18 protein-coding genes are annotated in these 21,496 nt (G+C 58.9%); 8 read left to right on the forward strand and 10 right to left on the reverse strand.

Annotation, left to right across the window (positions count from 1 at the left end; translation table 11 throughout):
• Positions 1–17 precede the first annotated feature (17 nt).
• From LIX91_RS07235 to LIX91_RS07255, 5 genes are all read right to left on the reverse strand, one after another.
• A complete protein-coding gene (locus LIX91_RS07235) occupies positions 18–1,124 on the reverse strand; it encodes an ABC transporter ATP-binding protein (RefSeq protein WP_003416442.1) in 1,107 nt (368 codons plus the stop codon).
• 30 nt (positions 1,125–1,154) lie between these two features.
• A complete protein-coding gene (locus LIX91_RS07240; RefSeq protein ID WP_003347187.1) occupies positions 1,155–1,988 on the reverse strand; it encodes a carbohydrate ABC transporter permease in 834 nt (277 codons plus the stop codon).
• 10 nt (positions 1,989–1,998) lie between these two features.
• Positions 1,999–2,931, reverse strand: a complete 933-nt coding sequence (locus LIX91_RS07245) for a carbohydrate ABC transporter permease (protein ID WP_003318051.1) — start codon at positions 2,929–2,931, stop codon at positions 1,999–2,001.
• Between the two features lie 87 nt (positions 2,932–3,018).
• Positions 3,019–4,341 (reverse strand): ABC transporter substrate-binding protein, encoded by a 1,323-nt coding sequence (locus LIX91_RS07250; protein WP_226488248.1) that lies wholly within the window; start codon positions 4,339–4,341, stop codon positions 3,019–3,021.
• A 240-nt stretch (positions 4,342–4,581) separates the two neighbouring features.
• Positions 4,582–5,487 carry an AraC family transcriptional regulator gene (locus LIX91_RS07255; RefSeq protein ID WP_032702878.1) on the reverse strand — a complete coding sequence of 302 codons (906 nt, stop codon included), beginning with the start codon at positions 5,485–5,487 and terminating at the stop codon, positions 4,582–4,584.
• A 118-nt stretch (positions 5,488–5,605) separates the two neighbouring features.
• On the opposite strand from LIX91_RS07255, the gene cobF reads away from it, so the two are divergent.
• Positions 5,606–6,364, forward strand: coding sequence for a precorrin-6A synthase (deacetylating) (cobF, locus tag LIX91_RS07260; protein WP_226488249.1), 759 nt, complete (start codon positions 5,606–5,608; stop codon positions 6,362–6,364).
• A gap of 169 nt (positions 6,365–6,533) precedes the next feature.
• Here the strand turns inward: cobF and LIX91_RS07265 are convergent, their stop codons facing one another.
• Positions 6,534–7,868, reverse strand: a complete 1,335-nt coding sequence (locus LIX91_RS07265; protein ID WP_181017036.1) for a glycosyltransferase — start codon at positions 7,866–7,868, stop codon at positions 6,534–6,536.
• Positions 7,861–8,232 carry a response regulator gene (locus tag LIX91_RS07270; RefSeq protein ID WP_003410234.1) on the reverse strand — a complete coding sequence of 124 codons (372 nt, stop codon included), beginning with the start codon at positions 8,230–8,232 and terminating at the stop codon, positions 7,861–7,863. Before LIX91_RS07270 ends, LIX91_RS07265 begins: the two co-directional genes overlap by 8 nt.
• A 332-nt stretch (positions 8,233–8,564) precedes the next feature.
• Between LIX91_RS07270 and LIX91_RS07275 the strand changes: the two genes are divergently transcribed.
• From LIX91_RS07275 to LIX91_RS07295, 5 genes are all read left to right on the forward strand, one after another.
• Complete coding sequence (locus LIX91_RS07275) at positions 8,565–12,083, forward strand: response regulator (RefSeq protein ID WP_103695531.1); 3,519 nt, start codon at positions 8,565–8,567, stop codon at positions 12,081–12,083.
• 49 nt (positions 12,084–12,132) lie between these two features.
• Positions 12,133–12,954, forward strand: coding sequence for a CheR family methyltransferase (locus LIX91_RS07280; RefSeq protein ID WP_003318059.1), 822 nt, complete (start codon positions 12,133–12,135; stop codon positions 12,952–12,954).
• The gene (locus LIX91_RS07285) at positions 12,951–13,565 is read left to right on the forward strand and encodes a chemotaxis protein CheB (protein ID WP_003410240.1); all 615 of its coding nucleotides are present in this window, start codon (positions 12,951–12,953) and stop codon (positions 13,563–13,565) included. The genes LIX91_RS07280 and LIX91_RS07285 overlap by 4 nt, the downstream gene beginning before the upstream one ends.
• The gene (locus tag LIX91_RS07290; protein ID WP_003410242.1) at positions 13,559–14,740 is read left to right on the forward strand and encodes a hybrid sensor histidine kinase/response regulator; all 1,182 of its coding nucleotides are present in this window, start codon (positions 13,559–13,561) and stop codon (positions 14,738–14,740) included. The genes LIX91_RS07285 and LIX91_RS07290 overlap by 7 nt, the downstream gene beginning before the upstream one ends.
• 101 nt (positions 14,741–14,841) lie before the next feature.
• On the forward strand, positions 14,842–15,219 hold the full coding sequence (locus LIX91_RS07295) for a response regulator (protein ID WP_003318062.1): 378 nt from the start codon (positions 14,842–14,844) through the stop codon (positions 15,217–15,219).
• 54 nt (positions 15,220–15,273) lie between these two features.
• On the opposite strand, the gene LIX91_RS07300 is transcribed toward LIX91_RS07295, so the two are convergent.
• A complete protein-coding gene (locus LIX91_RS07300) occupies positions 15,274–17,304 on the reverse strand; it encodes a response regulator (protein ID WP_003410245.1) in 2,031 nt (676 codons plus the stop codon).
• Positions 17,301–18,785 carry an ATPase domain-containing protein gene (locus LIX91_RS07305; protein WP_003416453.1) on the reverse strand — a complete coding sequence of 495 codons (1,485 nt, stop codon included), beginning with the start codon at positions 18,783–18,785 and terminating at the stop codon, positions 17,301–17,303. Before LIX91_RS07305 ends, LIX91_RS07300 begins: the two co-directional genes overlap by 4 nt.
• A 220-nt stretch (positions 18,786–19,005) precedes the next feature.
• Here LIX91_RS07305 and LIX91_RS07310 point away from each other — a divergent pair, with 220 nt between their 5' ends.
• Positions 19,006–19,818, forward strand: a complete 813-nt coding sequence (locus LIX91_RS07310) for a crotonase/enoyl-CoA hydratase family protein (RefSeq protein WP_226488250.1) — start codon at positions 19,006–19,008, stop codon at positions 19,816–19,818.
• A gap of 38 nt (positions 19,819–19,856) precedes the next feature.
• Positions 19,857–20,693: an NAD(+) diphosphatase gene (gene nudC / locus LIX91_RS07315; protein ID WP_016568067.1), complete on the forward strand. Its 837-nt coding sequence runs from the start codon at positions 19,857–19,859 to the stop codon at positions 20,691–20,693.
• Here nudC and LIX91_RS07320 read toward each other — a convergent pair.
• Positions 20,661–21,440, reverse strand: coding sequence for a TSUP family transporter (locus tag LIX91_RS07320; protein WP_003318068.1), 780 nt, complete (start codon positions 21,438–21,440; stop codon positions 20,661–20,663). The two genes, nudC and LIX91_RS07320, sit on opposite strands and share 33 nt — an antisense overlap.
• Between the last annotated feature and the right edge of the window lie 56 nt (positions 21,441–21,496).

Genomic DNA, 21,496 nt, shown 5'->3' on the forward strand with positions numbered 1-21,496 from the left:
GACGGGCTCTCCGGAACTCAGGCTGCGGCGGTCTGCAAGGTTTTGGCAATCACCAGACCTTGAGCGTCGAACAGGTGGCATTGGGCACTGTCGAGATGCAGGTTCAGCGTCTCGCCGTACTGGCTGGCCAGGTCACCACGAATACGCATGGTCAGCGCCTCGCCCGAACGGGTGCGCACGTGACAGTAGGTATCGCTGCCAAGACGTTCGCTGACGTCGGCAATCACCTGCAACTGGCAATCGTCGCCCTGGGCAAGGTTCAGGTGTTCCGGGCGGATGCCCAGCGTTACCGCAGCGCCGACGCTTTGTCCTGCGCCATTGACCGGCAGGCTGATACGCGTGCCGGCATCCAGTTCGACTTCGCAACTGGTGCTGTCCAGCCGGCTGATCGTGCCCTTGAGGAAGCCCATTTTCGGTGTGCCGAGGAAGCCGGCAACGAACAGGTTGGCCGGGTGGTGGTACAGCTCGAGCGGCGAGCCGACCTGCTCGACCTTGCCGCCGTTGAGGACGACAACCTTGTCGGCCAGGGTCATGGCTTCCACCTGATCGTGCGTCACGTAGATCATGGTGGCCTGCAGCTCTTTATGCAGGCGCGACAATTCCAGGCGGGTCTGTACGCGCAGTGCGGCGTCGAGGTTGGACAGCGGCTCGTCGAACAGGAAAATCTTCGGGTTGCGTACGATGGCCCGGCCAATCGCGACACGCTGGCGTTGCCCGCCGGACAGCTGCTTTGGCTTGCGCTCCAACAGCGGCCCGAGCTCCAGAATGCGTGCGGCTTCATCGACCTTCTTCTTGATCTCGGCCTTGTCACCGCCCGCCAGGTCCAGCGCAAACGACAGGTTCTTGCCGACGGTCATGTGCGGATACAGCGCATAGGTCTGGAACACCATGGCCAGGTCGCGCTTGGCCGGGGTGACCTGCGTGATGTCCCGGCCATCGAGTTCGATGGTTCCCGACGTCACTTCTTCAAGCCCGGCGATCAGCCGCAGCAGGGTGGATTTGCCGCAGCCCGAAGGCCCGACGAAGACCACGAACTCGCGGTCTTTCACATCCAGGTCGATACCCTTGATGATCTGGTGACCGTCAAAGCCTTTTTGCAGATTGCGGATGCTCAGGTTAGCCATGTTTGACTCCTTCTTGTTCTTTGGGCCGGGCTATTTCACAGCGCCGAACGACAGGCCGCGAACCAGTTGTTTCTGACTGATCCAGCCGAAAATCAGAATGGGCGCACACGCCAGGGTCGATACCGCTGACAGCTTGGCCCAGAACAACCCTTCAGGGCTGGAGTAGGAAGCGATCAAGGCAGTCAACGGCGCTGCGGCGGACGAGGTGAGGTTCAGCGACCAGAATGCTTCGTTCCAGCACAGGATCAGCGACAGCAACGCGGTGGAAGCCAGGCCGCCCTTGCAGATCGGCATCAGCACGCGAAAGATCTCCTGGCGGGTGCTGGCTCCGTCCAGCCGCGAGGCCTCAAGGATCTCGCCGGGGATATCCTTGAAGTAGGTGTAAATCATCCAGACCACGATCGGCAGGTTGATCAGCGTGTAGATGATGATCAGCGCCAGCCGCGAATCGAGCAGGCCAAAGGTCTTGGCCAGCAGATAGATCGGCATCAGCACGCCCACCGGCGGCAGCATCTTGGTCGAGAGCATCCACAGCAGTGTGCTCTTGGTGCGCTTGGTCTCGAAAAACGCCATGGAATACGCCGCAGGAATCGCGATCAGCATGGCCAGCACCGTGGCGCTGAAAGAAATCAGCACCGAGTTCCAGGCAAAATGGAAGTAATCGCTGCGCTCCTGAATATGCAGGTAGTTTTCCAGCGTCGGGGTGAAGAACAGCTGTGGCGGTGTCGCGAATGCATCGATCTCGGTCTTGAAGCTGGTCAGGACCATCCAGAAGATCGGAAAGAACACCAGCGCAGCGATGATCCAGGACAGGGCCCCGAGCAGCAGGCTTTGCAGACGGCGTGATTGTTTGAGGGTCATCATGGCAAGGTCCTCATGACTTGTCGGTGAGGTTTTTGCCGATCATCCGGATCAGGATGATCGCCGCGATGTTGGCTATGACCACGGCAATCAGCCCGCCCGCCGAGGCCATGCCGACGTCGAACTGCAGCAGCGCCTGGATGTAGATCAGGTAAGCCAGGTTGGTCGAGGCAAAGCCCGGCCCGCCGTTGGTCGTGGTAAAGATTTCAGCGAATACCGAAAGCAGGAAGATCGTTTCGATCATCACCACCACGGCGATCGGACGCGCCAGATGCGGCAGGGTCAGGTGCCAGAAGATAGCCAGCGGACCGGCGCCGTCCAGCCGCGCTGCTTCCTTCTGCTCCTGGTCGAGCGACTGCATGGCGGTCATCAGGATCAGAATGGCGAACGGCAGCCATTGCCAGGACACAATGATGATGATCGACAGCATCGGGTAATGGGCGAACCAGTCAATCGGTTCGGCGCCGAAGAACTTCCACACCGCTGCGAGTACGCCGGACACCGGATGAAAGATCAGGTTTTTCCAGATCAGCGCGCTGACCGTGGGCATGATGAAGAACGGCGAGATCAACAGCACACGGACGATGCCGCGACCGAAAAACTCACTGGCTTCCAGCAGTGCCGAAATCAGCACGCCGAGGATCACACTGATCGCCAGCACACTGCCGACCAGCAGTAATGTATTGCCGGCACCCGGCAAGAAGCCGCTGTCGGTCACGAAATACTGGAAGTTTTCCAGACCGACGAATTCGTTTTCGCCAGGAGAAAGCAGGTTGTAGCGGATCAGCGAGAAGTAAATGGTCATGCCCAGCGGCACGATCATCCACACCAGCAGAAGCGCCACGGAAGGACTGACCAGAAACCAGCCCGGCTTGAATCGACGGCTTTTGAGCGGTTGCTGTTCGCCGGACAGGTCCGTGCGTTCAGGGGAGGCTGAGGTATTCATGGGGAGCTCCGAACCGGATTGCACCAGAGTTGTTGCGCAGTTGAGCGGCAGGGCGAAAGCATCGGCTTTCGCCCTGGTGCGTGACGGTTACTTTTTCGGGTAACCCGCTCGTTTCATGTCGCGCGCGGTAGCGGTTTGCGCATTCTGCAAGGCTTCATCCACGGTGGACTGGCCTATGAGCGCAGCAGAGAACTGCTGACCGACGCTGGTGCCGATGGCCTGGAACTCGGGAATGGTCACCAGTTGAATGCCGACGTAAGGCACGGGTTTGAGGGTTGGCGACTTGGGATCGGCCTTCTTCAAAGACTCAAGCGTGATGTTGGCAAACGGTGCAGCCTTTTTGTACTCGTCGGTGTAGGTCGAGGCGCGGGTGCCTGGCGGTACGTTGGACACGCCGTCGGTATCAGCGACCAGTTTGGCGTACTCTTTCGAGGTGGCCCACTGGGTGAACTCGGCAGCGTCCTTGGTGTTCTTGGCGCTGGTCGGGATCGCCAGCGACCACGAGTACAGCCACGACGAGCCCTTGTCGGTCACTTCGTGCGGGGCGTAGGTGAAGCCGACGCTGTCGGCCACTTTGCTCTGCTTCTTGTCGGTGACGAACGAACCGGCCACGCTGGCGTCGACCCAGATGGCGCATTTGCCGCTGTTGAACAGCGCAAGGTTCTCGTTGAAGCCGTTGCTGGAGGCGCCCGGCGGCCCGGACTGCTTCATGGTGTTGACGTAGAAATTCAGCGCATTCTTCCACTCGGGCTGATCGAACTGTGGCGTCCACTGCTCGTCGAACCAGCGTCCGCCATAGGCGTTGGCCAGCGTCGTGATCAGTGCCATGTTCTCGCCCCAGCCAGCCTTGCCGCGCAGGCAGAGGCCGTACTGTTCCTTGGACTTGTCGGTCAGTTTGCCGGCGAACTCGGCGATCTGGGTCCAGGTAGGGCGCTCGGGCATGGTCAGGCCGGCGGCCTTGAACAGGTCGGTGCGGTAGTAGGTGATCGAGGCTTCAGCATAGAACGGCAGGGCGAACAGTTTGCCGTCTACCGACAGGCCGTCGCGCACGGAAGGGAACACATCGTCCAGCGTGTAACTGGCAGGCAGGTCTTTCATTTCCTGCAACCAGCCTTTCTGACCCCAGAGTGAGGCTTCGTACATGCCGATGGTCAGCACGTCGAACTGGCCGCCCTTGGTGGCGATGTCAGTGGTCAGGCGTTGACGCAGGACGTTCTCTTCCAGCACGACCCAGTTGAGCTTGATGTCGGGGTGCTGTTCTTCGAAGGTCTTGGAGAGGCGTTGCATGCGAATCATGTCGCTGTTGTTGACCGTGGCGATGGTCACGGTCCCCGCTGTGGCACTGCCACTGAACACGAAACAGGTACTGAGGACGGAACTGGCGAGCAGAAGTTTTGCTGAGTTCTTCATTGATCACTCCTCTTCCACGCCCAAAGGACTGTAGAAGGATGGTTATTGTTTTTTTCTCTTCCGGAGGTGAGGAAGATGTGCATTGATTACACCGGCGTTCGGTCTGAAAGACAAATCCTGCGCCGCACTCTGACTGATACTTTTTTGCACTCGGGTGCGAAAAGACAACAGCGCCGAATCGCCCATAGGGCGGCTTCGGCGCAACTCCAGCGTAGACGATGAGGGCGAGGGCGGGGCAAATCAGTACAGGTTTTGTTCGGTCAGACGCTGAACGGCGAGGCGACGGTAGTGCGACGGGGTCATGCCTTTGAGTTGCTGAAAACGCCGATTGAAGTTGGAAATATTGTTGAATCCGGACTCGAAGCACACATCGGTGACCGGTTTGTCGCCGTCGGCGAGCAGTTCGCACGATTTGCTGATGCGCAGACGATTGACGAACTCCACGAAGCAGCGCCCCGTAGCCTGTTTGAACACCCGGGAAAAATAGGTCGGTTTCATGCCCAGATACTCGGCGACTTCCTCCAGCGGCAGCTCGCGGCCATAGTGGGCGAAGATATAATCCACCGCCCGGTTGGTGCGATCCACGCTGTGCTCGTCCGCTGTATGGGCAACCGCCGTGCCCGACAGCAACTGGTAATCTTCGCTGGCGGCCAGCAGCTCGAGCAGGATGAAGAAGTGACCCAGGCGAGTGATGCCTCGCGAGTCGGCGATTTTCTGCATTTGCTTCATCGCCTGACGAATTGTGCGTTTGCAGCGAAATTCGATGCCGTAGCGGGCGCGCTCCAGTAGCGGTGTCAGGGTCTTGAGTTCGGCAAACACCTGATTGCCACTTTCCAGCAGCTCATCGGTAAAGTTGACCAGCATGTCGCGCTTGGGCACCTCTTCGCCGTCGTCGATCTGGCTGATCCAGTTATGCGGCAGGTTGGGGCCGGTAAGGAACAGGCTGGCAGGATTGAAGTTGCCGATGTAATCACCGACAAATACCTTGCCGGAGCTGGCGACGATCAGGTGCAGTTCATATTCCTTGTGGAAATGCCAGCGCACCAGCGGGCAGGGGAAACCATGCTCGCGGTAGATGATCGACAGACCGTTGTGGTCGTCCATCAATTCGTAGGAAGGGTCGGCAATTCTTGTTGTTTTATTCATTGGCGATGTCATGTTCATCCGTTGCCAGAAGAGTAATGTGCCTGATTTTCCAGTTCAATGCCCGGTCATTGGCAAAAATCGCCTACGATCGGGCCTCTGCCAGTGGAGGCGTTGACCGATGAAACAGATCCTGCTGATCGGCATGGGGGCCGGGGATCCCGAGCAGATCACCCTGCAGGCCGTTGCGGCCCTGAACCGTGCAGAGGTGATCTTCATCCTTGACAAGGGCTATGTCGACGATCAGTTGCTGAGGCTGCGCAAAGAGCTCTGTCAGCGCTACATCACTCATGAACGCTACCGTCTGGTGCAAGTCCAGGATCCTCGGCGTGAAGATGATCCGCAGGCCTACAAGCGCGGCATCGAGGGCTGGCACGAACAGCGCGCAATACTCTTCGAGCGGTTGTTGACCGATGAGCTTGGCGTGGATCAGGTCGGCGCGTTTCTGGTCTGGGGCGACCCCTCGCTCTACGACAGTACGATGCGCATCCTTGACCAGGTTCTGGCGCGGGGTAAGGAGGCTTTCGAGTATCAGGTGATTCCCGGCATAACCAGCGTCCAGAGCCTGGTCGCGCGGCACCGGATCCCGCTCAATCGCATCGGCGAGTCGATTCATATCACCACCGGCCGACGCATGGCGACAGCTCCGCTGCAGCAGCCCGGCAACGTCGTGGTGATGCTCGACGCGCACTGCACATTCGAGCGTTATACGGGGCAGGGGCTGGACATCTATTGGGGCGCGTACCTGGGCACGCCGGACGAAATACTGGTGGCCGGCCGGCTCGATGATGTCTGCGAGAAGATCAAGCGCCTGCGCAGCGAGGCACGCGAGCGCAAGGGGTGGATCATGGATACCTATTTGCTGCGCAAACCGGCCTAGGCTCTGCAGGAAAAGTGGCTGCGCTCGGTGATGCTGCGTTAAAAACAGGCTCGTGCGCGAGTCCGATCGGAATGCTCATTTACAAACCGTAGAGTCGAACGCGACCCCGGCCGTTCCTCGCCTGTTTTTGCCTTGCCTGACCTTCGCTCGCCGACTTTTCTCATTGAGCTTAAGCCGGTTTTTCATCCTTGTTGCGATTCTTCGCTTCGATCCACTGCGCCATGTATTTGGTGCTCTTGTGGTGATGGTGCCGCAGCATGGCGCCGGTGAAGTTCGCCAGACGATGCTCCGCCAGTCCGTTGCGAAGGGTGTCGATGCGTTCGATCAGGCTCGCACAGTGCTGCCGATGCTGAAAGCGCGCCTGCAGTAACGCCTGACCCGCTTGTTGCGCTTCAAGCCAGAGGTTCTGGTCCTGATACAGCCTGACCGCAGCGCCCGCGATTTCCGCAGGGGTGTCGGCAATGATGCCGGGCCACGGCAGCCCGCCGCTCATGGCCTCCGCACCCACCGGCGTCGTGACTGACGGCGTTCCGCAGAGCATCGCGTCCATCAGCTTGCCCTTGATGCCGGCGCCGAAGCGCAATGGCGCGAGGCACACTCGCGCATTGGACATGACCTCCAGCGCATCCTCGGCCCAGTGCTTCACATGAAAGCCCTGCGAGGCATTGTGCAGCGCCGAGGCCTTGGGTGGCGTATAGGCACCGTAGATGTGCAACTGAGCGTCAGGCAGTTGCTGACGAATCAGCGGCCAGATAGCGGTTTTCATCCACAGCACCGCATCCCAGTTGGGCGCATGGCGGAAGTTGCCGATGCTGAGGAAGTGCGCACGCTGTGCAAAAGGCCGGAAGCTGTCGGGCGCGCCGTCGATCATCAGCGGACACCAGTGCAGCAGCACGGCGGGCAGGCCGAAAGGGCCGCTCAACAGGGCGACTTCGACATCCGACGTCATCAGGTTGAGGTCGCAGCGATACAACGAAGCAATTTCGCGCTGCGCCAGATCACTGGATGCGATCTGCCGGAAAAGCTGCGGCGCTGAAACGTCGGCGCTGCACGGTCCGGCCTCGGCGCAATCGCTATTCAGCAAATCCTTCAACAACTGATGGCGTGCGTGGCGCAGGCTCTGGAAATCCGACGTTTCCAGAATGCGTAGTGCGTCGGGACACTGCTGCTCGACGCGCCAGCCGAACTGTTCCTCGATCATGAACTGATCGAAGAGCACGACGTCAGGCTGCAATTCGCTGACAAATACGTCAAAACTGCTGTCGTTGAGCGCGATATGCACTTCGCGGATGCCCAGACCGAGCAGATCGGCGCGGTGCTCGCCTTCGGTGGCAGGGCTGGCAAAGGTGATCTGCCAGTCCTGCTCCAGAAAGCATTGAATCAATTGCATCATGTGCCCGCTGGCAGCCGAGGAACGCGGCTCTGGCCATACGTAGCCGATGATCAATAAGCGGGTGCTGGCAGGCTTTTCAGTGCTGTTGAGGGCAGCGTCGATGTCAGTCAAGGCTGTTTCCAAGAATGCTTTTTACCTTGTCACGCAACTGGTCGATGGAGAACGGCTTGCCGATCGAGTGCATGCCTGGCGGCACGTCGATATTTTCGGAGTAACCGCTGGCGAACAGCACCGGCAATTGCGGGCGAAGTTCGATGACCTTCTTGGCCAGTGCGGTGCCCTTCATATCAGGCAGCCCCTGGTCAGTCATCAGCAGGTCGATGTGATTGGAATCGTCTGCAACAAAGGCCAGTGCCGACGTGGCGTCCTCGGCTTCCAGTACCTTGTATTCCAGCTCTTCGAGCACGTCGACAATCAGCATGCGCACTATGGCGTCGTCTTCGACCACGAGAATGGTGCGGGCTGTGTCGGGCATGGTTGACTCCTTAAACCTGAATAATGGCGATAGCGCAGACAGTGTGGAATTTTGCGCATCCTTTCCCGTCGACTCAGGGTAACCGAGCGAGGGCCTGTCGGCTGTTGATACAGTCCTTGTATCAGTAAATAAAAACCGGGTGGAAGTTCAATCGAGGCACAAATACCGTAAATCGCGAGGGCGAATCACGGGTTGGCGTCATTAATGAATACAGGCGTGAGCTTATCGCCCATTTATGTGTGAAATTTCAATCCTCTATGTCGGAAATAAGAGTGTTTTTCGTAGGTTTACGGCAAACTCTACGGTTTTGATCCACTCGTCAGGGATATTTCATGAATCGGACGTCTGTTGTCGATGAACAACGCTTTCGAAAATTGCTGGGTCGTAACGTTGGCTTGCCATTGGGTGTCGGTGTACTGAGCGCAGTTTTCTTCATTTTGCTGATCAGTTATCTGCTCACTGCAATACAGTGGGTCGAGCACACTGACCGGGTAATCAACAACACCAACCGCTCAATGAAACTGTCGATAGACATGGAAACCGGCATGCGCGGTTTTCTGCTGACGGGTGATCAGCATTTTCTCGACCCCTATGAGGTCGCCAAGCCGCTGTTGCTCGCCGAGCTGCAGGGGCTTGAGAAACTGGTAGACGACAACCCCACGCAACTGGATCGGTTCAGACGTCTGTCCACGCTGCAGCAGGAGTGGAATGCGTTCGCCCAGGAGATGATCACGTTACGGCGCACCAACGGCGATTATCAGACGCCGGTGCTGGCCGGACGTGGCAAGCGCATCACCGATCAGATCCGCACCGAATATGATCAGGCCGTGGAGATGGAGCAGCAACTTCGCCTGACCCGCAATGCGGAAGTCACGCGCAGTACGATTCTTTCCGTCAGCCTTTATCTGATATTCGTGGTGATCGTCAGCGCAATTCTGGCCTATATCGGCCGCAGGGATCTGCTCTCGCTGTCGAATACTTACAGCGAAAACCTCAGGCTTCAGGAAGTCAACGCCGAGCGCCTGCAGAAGGTGGCCTGGCTGCGCAATGGTCAGAGCGAGCTGGCCGAGCAGGTCCTGGGGCAACTGACGCTGAACATGCTGGGCCGCAATATTCTCCAGTTTCTGACCCAGCATCTGGGCGCGTCGGTGGCGGCGGTCTACATCCGCCAGGACCACGGCGGCCTTACGCGAGTCGCCTCGTATGGCTTCTCCCGCGAACAGGAGCAGCAGGATCAGACCATTCACAGTGATGAAGGCATTGTCGGGCAGGCCGCCCAGCAGGACCGCATCATTACGCTGGATGAGCTGCCGGACAATTACTTCAAGGTTGCGTCCGGCCTGGGCGACGGTTCACCGCGCAGCGTGGTGGTGGTGCCGACCAGCAACGACGATCAGGTCAACGGCGTGATCGAACTGGGCTTTCTGCGCACCCTGACCGAACGGGATGTCGAGTTTCTTGAACTGGTGGCGGACAATATCGGCACCTCTATCGAAGCCGCCCGTTATCGCCAGCGTCTGCAGGAAGTGCTGGCCGAGACCCAGCAGCTCAACGAAGAGCTGCAGGTGCAGCAGGAAGAACTGCGCACCGCCAATGAGGAACTGGAGGAGCAGTCGCGCATCCTCAAGGAATCCCAGGCCCACCTGGAGACCCAGCAGGCCGAGCTGGAGCAAACCAACGAGCAACTGGCCGATCAGAGTCAGGCGCTGGCCGATCAGCGCGATGCGCTGGATCGCAACAACGAAGAACTGAATATCGCTCAGGCCGAGTTGCAGGCGCGGGCGGACGAGCTGCAGCGCGCCAGCAAATACAAGTCCGAGTTCCTCGCCAACATGTCCCACGAGCTGCGCACGCCGCTCAACAGCTCGCTGATCCTCGCCAAACTGCTGGCCGAGAACCCGGGCGAAAACCTCACCGCCGAACAGGTCAAGTTTGCCGAGTCGATCTATTCGGCGGGTAATGACCTGCTGAATCTGATCAACGACATTCTGGATATTTCCAAGGTCGAGGCCGGCAAGCTGGAAGTGCGCCCGGAAAACAGCAGCGTCCCCCGACTGGTCGAAGGCCTGCGGACGCTCTTCCAGCCGCTGGCCGCCGAGAAGAAACTCGCGTTTACTGTCGACATCCAGGCCGGTGCGCCCACCATGCTGTTCACGGATCGCCAGCGTCTTGAGCAGATCCTCAAGAACCTGCTGTCCAACGCGATCAAGTTCACTGAAGCAGGCTCGGTCAGCATGGTCGTTTCGCGTCAGCCGGGCGCGGGTATCGCGTTCATCGTGCGTGATTCGGGCATCGGTATCGCCGAGGAGCATCAGCAGGGTATTTTCGAAGCGTTTCGTCAGGCAGATGGCACCACCAACCGGCGTTATGGCGGTACCGGACTGGGGCTGTCGATTTCACGAGATCTGGCGGCATTGCTGGGCGGGTCGATCAGTGTGACCAGCGCACCGGGGCAGGGCAGTATTTTCAGCCTGGTGCTGCCGGAGCATTACGTCGAGCAAGACGACCGCGAGCCGGGCAGCGATCTGCCAATCGTGCCAGCGCCTGCTGCGCTGCAGCCTTATGCTCCTGTGCTTCCGGTCATACCGCAGCCCGTTCCGGCACCCGTGCCGATGGATACGCCGGTGCCGGTATTTGCCGACGACCGCGACAAGGCACCTTTCCAGCGGCGCTGCATTCTGGTGATCGAAGACGAGGTGCGATTCGCCCAGATTCTCTACGATCTGGCCCACGAACTGGGCTACGACTGTCTGGTGGCGCATGCTGCCGACGATGGCTTCAATCTGGCATCCCGCTATACGCCGGATGCGATCCTGCTGGACATGCGCCTGCCGGACCATTCGGGCCTGACCGTGCTGCAGCGTCTCAAGGAGCTGGCGCCCACCCGGCACATTCCCGTGCATGTGATCTCGGTCGAAGATCGCCAGGAAGCCGCCTTGCATATGGGCGCGATTGGCTACGCGGTCAAGCCGACCACGCGTGAAGAGCTCAAGGACGTGTTCGCCAAGCTGGAAGCCAAGCTGACGCAGAAGGTCAAACGTATCCTGCTGGTCGAGGATGACGCCCTGCAGCGTGACAGCATCGCGCGCCTGATCGGTGACGATGATATTGAAATCACTGCGGTAGGCTTCGCCCAGGAGGCGCTGGACCTGCTGCGCGATCACGTCTACGACTGCATGATCATCGACCTGAAGCTGCCGGACATGCTCGGCAATGAATTGCTCAAGCGCATGTCGATGGAAGACATCTGTGCCTTCCCGCCGGTGATCGTCTATACCGGCCGCAATATGACCCGCGATGAAGAAGCCGAGCTGATGAAATATTCGCGCTCGATCATCATTAAGGGGGCGCGTTCGCCTGAGCGGCTGCTCGATGAGGTCACGCTGTTCCTGCACAAGGTCGAGTCGCAACTGTCCAACGAGCGGCAAAAGATGCTCAAGACCGCGCGTAGCCGTGACAAGGTCTTCGAGGCGCGCAAGATCCTCGTGGTCGACGACGATGTGCGTAACATCTTTGCCCTGACCAGTGCCCTTGAACATAAAGGCGCGGTGGTGGAAATCGCCCGCAACGGTCTGGAGGCGATTGCCAGGCTTAATGAGGTGGAAGACATCGATCTGGTCCTGATGGACGTGATGATGCCTGAAATGGACGGTTTTGAAGCGACCATCGAGATTCGCAAGGACCCGCGCTGGCGCAAGTTGCCGATCATTGCCGTCACGGCCAAGGCCATGAAAGATGATCAGGAGCGCTGCCTGCAGGCGGGTTCCAACGATTACCTGGCCAAGCCCATCGATCTGGACCGCCTGTTTTCGCTGATCCGCGTCTGGCTGCCGAAGATGGAGCGTATCTGAATGAGGCTTGAATGGAGGGGCGTCTGCGATGCCAGCCCCGGGCGGTACCATGCCCATTGATCGAAGCATGGACATCGAACTGCGCCTGCTGATCGAAGCGATTTATCTTCAGTACAGCTACGACTTTCGTGACTACTCCGGCGCTTCGGTGAAGCGCCGCGTGATCCATGCGTTGCGTCAGTTCGATTGTGCAACCATCTCCGCCTTGCAGGAGCGTGTGCTCCATGATCCTGCAGCGTTCATGCAGCTGCTGCAGATTCTCACGATTCCGGTCAGTGAGATGTTTCGTGACCCGTCGCACTTTCTGGCGATCCGCAACGAAGTTGTGCCGGTGCTGCGCACTTACCCGTCACTCAAGGTATGGATCGCCGGTTGCAGCACGGGCGAAGAGGTCTATTCCACGGCTATTCTGTTGCGCGAGGAAGGGCTGTTGGAGCGGACCATCATCTATGCGACCGATATCAACCCCAGCTCGCTGGAAAAGGCCAAGCAGGGCATCTTCTCCATGGACAACGTGCGGGCCTATGCCGAGAACTATCGAAAGGCGGGAGGGCAGCGCGATTTTGCCGAGTACTACACGTCTGCCTATGACTATGCGATCTTCGACAAGACGCTGTGCGAGAACGTCACGTTTGCCGATCACAGTCTGGCCACAGATAGTGTATTCTCCGAAACGCAATTTATTTCTTGCCGTAACGTACTGATTTATTTCAACAAAAAGCTTCAGGATCGAGCGTTCGGGTTGTTTCATGATTCGTTGTGTCATCGTGGCTTTCTGGCGCTGGGCAGCAAGGAAACGCTGGAATTTTCCGCCTACGGTGGCGACTTCGAGGCGCTGGTGAAACCCGAGCGGATTTACCGGAAATCATGAGAACCACGTTTGGCGATGAAGCGCCCAGCCACGCGTTACCCGTGGTCGATGCCATTGTGGTCGGTGCCTCGGCGGGCGGCGTGGAAGCCCTGCTGAAAATATTCAGCGGTCTGCGCAGAGGGTTTTCATTGCCTATCCTGATGGTTCTGCATCTACCTGATGATCGGCACAGCCAGTTGGCCAATGTGTTTCAGAACCGTCTGGCAATTCCGGTCAAGGAAGCCGACGACAAGGAGAGCATCGTGCCCGGCACTTTGTACGTTGCGCCAGCGGGCTATCACGTCTCGGTGGAGTCCGACTTTTCCCTGTCACTGAGTCAGGAGGACAAGGTGTTTTATTCAAGGCCCAGTATCGACATTCTGTTCGGTTCGGCCGCTGATGCCTATGCGCCGCGACTGGCTGGCGTGCTGTTGACCGGTGCCAATAATGACGGCGCGAACGGATTGCTGCAGATCAAGAAGTACGGTGGTTTCACGGTAATTCAGGACCCCGCGCAGGCCCAGGCGTCTACCATGCCTGAAGCGGGCCTGGCGCTGCACTCGCCCGATTACCTCCTTTCCCTGAACGATATTGGCCGCTTGCTGGTCGAGCTGGAACGAACCGCATGTTAAGTGAAATTCAGGCAAAACTGCTCATCGTCGATGATTTGCCGGAAAACCTGCTGGCGCTCGAAGCGCTGATCAAGCGTGGCGATCGAATCGTCTACAAGGCGCTGTCTGCGGACGAAGCACTGTCACTGCTACTTCAGCACGAATTCGCCATGGCCATCCTCGACGTTCAGATGCCCGGGATGAACGGCTTCGAGCTGGCCGAGCTGATGCGCAGCACGGAAAAGACCAAAAGCATTCCAATCGTCTTCGTCAGTGCTGCCGGGCGCGAGCTGAATTACGCCTTCAAGGGCTATGAAAGCGGTGCTGTGGACTTCCTGCACAAGCCGCTGGATATTCACGCGGTAAAGAGCAAGGTCAATGTGTTCGTCGATCTCTACCGACAGCGCAAGGCCATGAAACTACAGGTCGAGGAGCTTGAGCGCAGTCGCCAGGAGCAGGAAGCCTTGCTCAAGCGTCTGCAGTCGACTCAGGGCGAGCTGGAACACGCGATTCGCATGCGGGATGACTTCATGTCCATCGTCTCCCACGAGGTGCGCACGCCGCTCAACGGCCTTATTCTGGAGACCCAGCTGCGCAAGCTGCACCTGGCCAAGGACAACGCCGCGGCGTTTACCATGGAGAAGCTGCACGCGATGGTCGATCGCGATGAGCGACAGATTCAGAGTCTTATCCGCCTCATCGAAGACATGCTCGATGTATCGAGGATCCGCACCGGCAAGCTGTCGATCAGACCGAGCCCGTTCGACCTCAGCGAACTGGTCACGCAGCTGCTGGAAAGCTTTGCCGCACAGATCGCTGCCGCCGATTCCAGCGTCACCCGGTTTGCCGAACAGCCGGTAATCGGCGTCTGGGACGAATTCCGTATCGAGCAGGTGGTTGCCAATCTGCTCACCAACGCGCTGCGTTACGGTGCGCGAAAGCCGATTGAAGTGCATGTGTACAGCAAGGACAGCGAGGCGTTCATCGAAGTCAGGGATCAAGGTATTGGCATTACGGCCGAAAACCAGAAGCGTATCTTTCAGCAGTTCGAGCGAGTGTCGAGCAATCACGCTGTTGCCGGATTAGGTCTTGGGCTGTTCATTTCCGATCAGATCGTCATGGCGCACGGCGGTCGCATCGAAGTGGAGAGTGAAGAGGGCAAGGGCTCGGTGTTTCGTATCTGTCTGCCTCTTTAAGGTCGCCGCCACCGGCAGTCAAGTTTAATCACAGGTTGGCGCAACCTCCCACGCGTGCCGTGGTCGTAATGGCAGCTATTTATAAGATCAAAGGCAGTTCAATGAGCGCTGATGCAGAAAACGTCGTACTAATCGTCGAAGACGAGCCCCTGATCCTGATGCTTCTGGCCGATTATCTGTCGGGTGAGGGTTATCGTGTCCTGAAAGCCGAGAACGGCGAGCAGGCTTTCGAGATTCTGGCGACCAAACCCCATCTCGACCTGATGATCACCGATTATCGGCTGCCGGGCGGCGTTTCGGGCGTCCAGATTGCCGAGCCTGCGATCATGCTGCGGCCTGAGTTGAAGGTGATTTTCATCAGCGGTTATCCGGCGGAGATACTCGATTCGGGCAGCCCGATTGCGTTGAAGGCACCCATTCTCGCCAAGCCCTTCACCATGGACACCTTGCATACCCAGATTCAGAAACTGCTGGCTTGATGACGAGTGGGCGGCAACTGGACAAATCTGCGCTACCTGAAGCCTGAGCATTGCTCAGGCTTCTATCATTTCCCGTACTTTTGAAGTCAGGTGATCGAACGCAAAGGGTTTGGTGATCAATTGCATCCCTGTGTCCAGAAAACCTCCGCGCACCGCCGCATGTTCTGCGTAGCCGGTGATGAACAGCACCTTGAGCTCCGGCCGCAGTTGTCTGGCTATTTCCGCCAGCTGCCTGCCGTTCATGCCTGGCAGTCCGACATCGCTGATCAACAGATCGATGCGCTGTCCTGATTCGAGTATCGGCACCGCGTCCGACGCTTCTCCGGCCTCGATGAAGGTGTAGCCCAGCTCACCGAGCACCTCACTGACCAGCGTACGCACGGCCGGGTCGTCTTCGACAATCAACACGGTTTCGCCATTCTCGGCATAAATGGCATTGCTCTGGAAGCTCTGCTCGGCCTCAGACGCAAGCCCCTTAAAGCGCGGCAGAAACAGTTGTACGGTAGTGCCGACGCCGACCTCGCTCTTGATCAGGACGTGGCCGTGCGATTGCTTGCTGAAGCCGTAGATCATCGAAAGCCCCAGGCCAGTGCCCTGGCCGATGGGTTTGGTGGTGAAGAAGGGGTCGAACGCCCGACTGATGACGGTTTCAGGCATGCCGCAGCCATTGTCACTGACGCTCAGCACGACATAGTCACCTGGCAGCAGGTTCTCGTAGGCGTTGGTAAACGATCTGTCCAGCTGCTGATTGGAGGTCTCGACCACCAGCGTACCGCCATCAGGCATGGCATCGCGGGCATTGAGTACCAGATTGAGCAGGGCGCTCTCCAACTGGTTGGGGTCGGCTTCTGCGGTCCACAGATCGTGCGCAAGACGCAGTTGCAGGTGAATGCTCTCGTTGACGCTGCGCTGCAGCAGTTCGTCCATGGCATTGACCAGATGGTTCATTTCGACCGGCTTGGAGTCCAGCGACTGACGCCGCGAGAAGGCCAGCAGCCGATGGGTCAGGGCGGCCGCGCGGTTGGCCGATGTGACCCCCAGATCGATCAGGCCATTCAGGTCTTCGATGCGGCCACGCGCCAGCCGGCGCCTTATCAACTCCAGGCTGCCGATAATGCCGGTCAGCATGTTGTTGAAGTCATGGGCAATCCCGCCGGTCAACTGGCCGACCGCTTCCATTTTCTGTGACTGGCGCAGAATCTCCTCTTTGTGACGCAACTGCGAGGTTCGCTCTTCAACCTGTTGTTCGAGCGTTTCGTTGAGGCGGCGCAATTGCGACTCGGCCTGTTTGCGCTCGGTGATGTCAGAGGTCACACCGGCAAGGGAGCCGATCAGGCCGTTCTTGCTGCGAGTGGCCCGGGCGCGTACATCCACCCAATTGAGTGAGCCATCCGGCCAGACATTACGGTATTCGATGATCAAGTCGACACCGGTGTCCAGGCTGCGCTGCAGCGCCGATTGCATCCTCGGTTGGTCTTCGAAGTAGACGGCGGCCAGCCACTCCTGGTAATCAAGCGTATTCTGCTCATCGCGGCCGTAATGACTTTTGGTGATGTCCGAACAGGTCAGCTTGAGGTGTTCCGCTTCCAGCACCCATGAGCCCAGCCTGCCAGCCTTCAGGGCGTTCTGCAGGCGGCCTTCACTTTCGTGCAGGTCCTCCATGCGCGCCCGGGCTTCATACTGGCGTCTACGACCACGTACAGCGGTCATGACCAGACTGACCAGCGTGACGGGATGGAAAGGGCGTTCAAGAAAGGTCACGTTGCCCAGCAGGTTGCCCATGCGTGCCGACGGGTTGTGATCCGGTCCGCCGTGATGGGTCAGCAAAACGATCGGCAAGTCCGACCAGGGCGGCTGGCGGCCAAGGAGTTCGAGCAACGGGGTCATGTCGGCGTTGCGCAGTGCCTCGTCGGCGATAATCGCCAGGCCAGCGCCCGCGCTCAGCTCTCTGACCAGCTCGGACACATCATGGGCTACCGTTGACGGATAGCCCGCTTCGTCGAGAATACGCGTGGCGATCTGGCTGTCCCGCCCGCGTGGGGCGAGAATGATCGCGCGCTCTGACAACAGACCTGGAGTACTCACAGGTCGTCATCCTCCAGCAGCGGTTTCTTGTCACCCATGTATGACGGCACACCGCGCAGCACGCCCTGAAAGGCCGCCAGCGGTTCGCCGATTTTCAGTCCGCTGGAACTGATGCGGTACTCTCGGATAGTGGATTCGTGAGTGCCGGTACGTTTCTTGATGATCGATATGGCACGGCGTACCTGACCCAGCGCTTCGAAATAGCGCAACAGAATCACGCTGTCGGCAAGGTAGGTAATGTCCACCGGCGAGCGCATGTCGCCCACCAGTCCGTGTTGCGCTACGGTCATGAAGGTCGAGGCGCCCTGGCGGTTGAGGTAGAGCAGCAGCTCGTGCATATGCAAAACCAGCGCGCTTTCTTCCGGCATTGCCGCCTGATAGCCGTTGATACTGTCGATAATCACGGTCTTTATCTGCTTTCTATCGACTGCGCGCCGCACGCGGTGTGCGAATTCACCTGGGGACAGCTCTGCCGCGTCGATCTGTTCGACCACCAGATTGCCGGTTTCCTGCAGCGCACGCAGGTCGATACCCAGTTTGAGCATGCGCTCGAACAGCAGGCCCATTTCCTCATCGAATATGAACAGGCCGACACGCTCGCCGCGCGCCACCGCCTGTGCGGCAAAAACCAGCGAGATGAGCGATTTCCCGGTCCCGGCCGGGCCGAGAATCAGGGTGCTGGAGCCGCCCTCGATGCCGCCGCCCAGCAGGTCGTCCAGCTCCTTGATGCCACTGCTCAATTGAGTGCGCGCGTAGTTGGAGCGGTGCTCGGCAGCCACCAGGCGCGGGAAGACTTGAATACCGTTCTCGGCAATGTTGAAGTCATGAAAACCACCGCGGTACTTCTGGCCACGGTATTTGACGATTTTCAAACGTCTGCGCTCGGCACCGTAAGTAGGTGTCAGTGCTTCGAGGCGGATAACGCCGTGGGCAACGCTGTGCACGGTCTTGTCCAGCGCCTCTGTCGTCAGGTCATCCAGCAGCAGTACCGTCGCGTTGTAGCGGGTGAAGTAATGTTTGATGGCCAGAATCTGGCGCCTGTAGCGCAACGAACTCTGCGCCAGAAGACGGATTTCCGAGAGGCTGTCGATCACCACACGGGTGGGTTTGACGCGCTCGACCACCTCGAATATCTGCCGCGTTGCTTCGCCCAGCTCCAGGTCAGAGGAGTAGAGCAGGCTCTGGTGGTGATCGGCGTCGAGCAGGCTTTCGGGCGGGGTCAGTTCGAAGATATTGATATGTTCGTCGAGCTCCCAGCCGTGCGAGGCTGCACCCGAGCGCAACTCGCTTTCAGTCTCGGACAGGGTGATGTACAGGGATATTTCGCCCGCTGCCGCTCCGGCCTGCAGAAATTGCAGGGCCACAGTTGTCTTGCCGGTTCCGGGCTCTCCCTCAAGAAGAAACACATGACTGCGTGAAAGACCTCCTGCAAGGATGTCGTCCAGGCCTTCAATGCCGGTTGCCGCTTTTGACGTATTCAAGTATCGCCCTCTGATAACCGCACAGGTTTTGTTGCTATTCATTACTGGACCTTCAGGTGATGCGGCCGTTCCCTCTATTTGAGGGGGGCGGCCATATCCAATATAGCTGTGCGGGTGGTTTGCGGGTCCGGCGAATGTCAGTTCAGCCCGGTTACGATGTATCGGGTGCTGTTGTTATAGTCCTGCACCTGAACACCCCAATCTGCCTGAGGATCACGTCGTGACCGATTATCAAAGTTTCCGGGTCGAGCTGGCCGACAGCATTGCTCACGTACAAATCAACCGGCCTGAAAAACTCAACGCAATGAACGAGTCGTTCTGGACGGAGATAATCGACATTTTCGACTGGATAGAGCGCACTGACGAGGTACGCGTCGTGGTACTCAGCGGTGCGGGCAAACACTTTTCGTCAGGCATCGATCTGGCTCTGCTGGCCTCGGTCGCCAGCCAGATGGGCAAGGATGCCGGGCGTAATGCCCGTCTGTTGCGGCGCAAGATCCGCGACATGCAGGCCTCGTTCACTGCCGTGGACAATTGCCGAAAACCGGTTCTCGCCGCCATTCAAGGCTATTGCCTGGGCGGCGCCATCGACCTGATTTCCGCGTGTGACATGCGTTATGCGGCGGCCGACGCGCAGTTCGCCATTCGCGAGATCGACATGGGCATGGCTGCCGATGTCGGCACGCTGCAAAGGCTGCCAAGGATCATCGGTGATGGTGTATTGCGCGAACTGGCCTACACCGGGCGTACCGTCGGCGCTGAAGAGGCGCAACGGATCGGGCTGGTCAATCGCACCTTCGATGACCCGGACGGTCTGTTGCAGGGTGTCCTGGCGGTGGCTCGGGAAATAGCCGGCAAATCGCCCATCGCCATCGAGGGCACCAAGCAAATGATCAGCTACATGCGTAATCACAGAGTGGATGACGGTCTGGAACACGTTGCCATCTGGAACGCAGCCATGCTGCAATCACCTGACCTGAAGCTGGCGATGGCTGCGCAGATGAGCAAGCAGAAGCCGGTCTTCGATAATTGATACATGACAAGGCTCTAGTTTGAGCTAAGGAGTTTTCCATGTCGCGCCCGGAGCGTTGGACAACTGCAGTTCTGGATGTCGAGGCCCCTGGCGGTTTGGCTGTGGTTCAGGGGGATCAGGGTTTTTTGCTGGATGCCAACGGCGTGCTGTTCCCCAGAAGCTGGCTGGCTGCGCAGGACCTGCCGGTGCAGAGCGAGCACGGCATCGGCTATTTCGACGGTGAGCCTGTCTACCTGCTGGTGCTGGAACGCTCGGTTAGCGTCGAGGGTTGCGCCTGGCAGGGCTTGCGTCAGTTCATGCTGGAAGGCGATTTCGCTGTTTTCCAGATGCTCGGCTACGCCGCGCAAGTCAGCACATGGGCCAGGGAACACCGTTTCTGCGGTGCCTGCGGTCGTCCCACCGTGCAGATTCGCGGAGAGCGGGCGATGTTCTGCGAGCACGATAACCTGCGGCTGTACCCGCGTATTTCGCCGAGCATGATCGTGCTGGTTACTCGGGGTGATGAAATCCTGCTGGCCCGCTCACCGCGTTTCGTCACCGGTATGTACAGCGCACTGGCCGGGTTCGTGGAGCCGGGTGAGTCTGCTGAGGACTGCGTACACCGCGAGGTGATGGAAGAGGTGCAGGTACGCATCAAGAACCTCAAGTACCGGGGCAGCCAGTGCTGGCCGTTTCCGCATTCGATGATGCTCGGGTTCCATGCCGAATACGAAAGCGGCGAAATTGTGCCACAGGCAGAAGAAATCGAAGACGCACGCTGGTTTCATGTCGATGACCTGCCGCCGTTACCGGCCAATCGGTCAATTGCCCGTTACCTTATCGAGGCGTACCTGGCCGAGCGTTCAGGCGCCCCCGAACCAGTGCTGCCAGGCTAGGCGCACGGTCAGGCCCAGGACCACGGTGATGAACACCGGGCGGATGAATTTGGCACCGCCCTTGATCGCGGTGCCTGCACCGAAGTAGGCACCAAGCATCACCGCAAGGCCCATGCTCAGGCCGATGATGTAATCCACCTGGCCAGAAAAGATGAACACCGACAATGCCACGGCATTGCTGACGAAGTTCATGCTGCGCGCCACGCCGCTGGCCTTGACCAGATCCACCGGGTAGAGCAGCAGGGTACTGACTGTCCAGAAGGCACCGGTACCCGGCCCGGCAACACCGTCGTAGAAACCCAGGCCCAGCCCTTGTGGCAGCTGCCATTTCTTCTTGATCGGCGCGTTGCTGTCCAGGGGCGCCTTGGGCGTGCCGCCAAACAACAAGTACAGCCCGCAACCGAACACAATCACCGGCAACATCTGGTTCAGCCATTCGGCTGGCAGGTAATGGGCGATCACTGCGCCAAGCGCAGCACCGACGGCAGTGCCGAGCACTGCATGCAGCCATTGTCTTGGGTCAAACAGCTTGCGACGGTAGAAGGTGAAACTGGCCGTCGCTGAACCAAAGGTCGAGCTGAGCTTGTTGGTGCCCAGCACCAGATGCGGCGGCAGGCCGGCGGTCATCAGCGCAGGGGTGGTCAGCAGTCCGCCGCCACCGGCGATGGCATCTATGAATCCCGCTATGAAAGCGACCACGGCAAGAATGGCGAGGGTGGTCAGGTCGACGCTGAGTTCAAAAGGCATGGTGGCAGAGGGCTTATGGCGAGGACGGCAAGGGGGCAGAATGGCTGCCCGAACGT

This window comes from Pseudomonas sp. B20, from assembly GCF_020515755.1.
Classification (GTDB): domain Bacteria; phylum Pseudomonadota; class Gammaproteobacteria; order Pseudomonadales; family Pseudomonadaceae; genus Aquipseudomonas; species Aquipseudomonas syringae.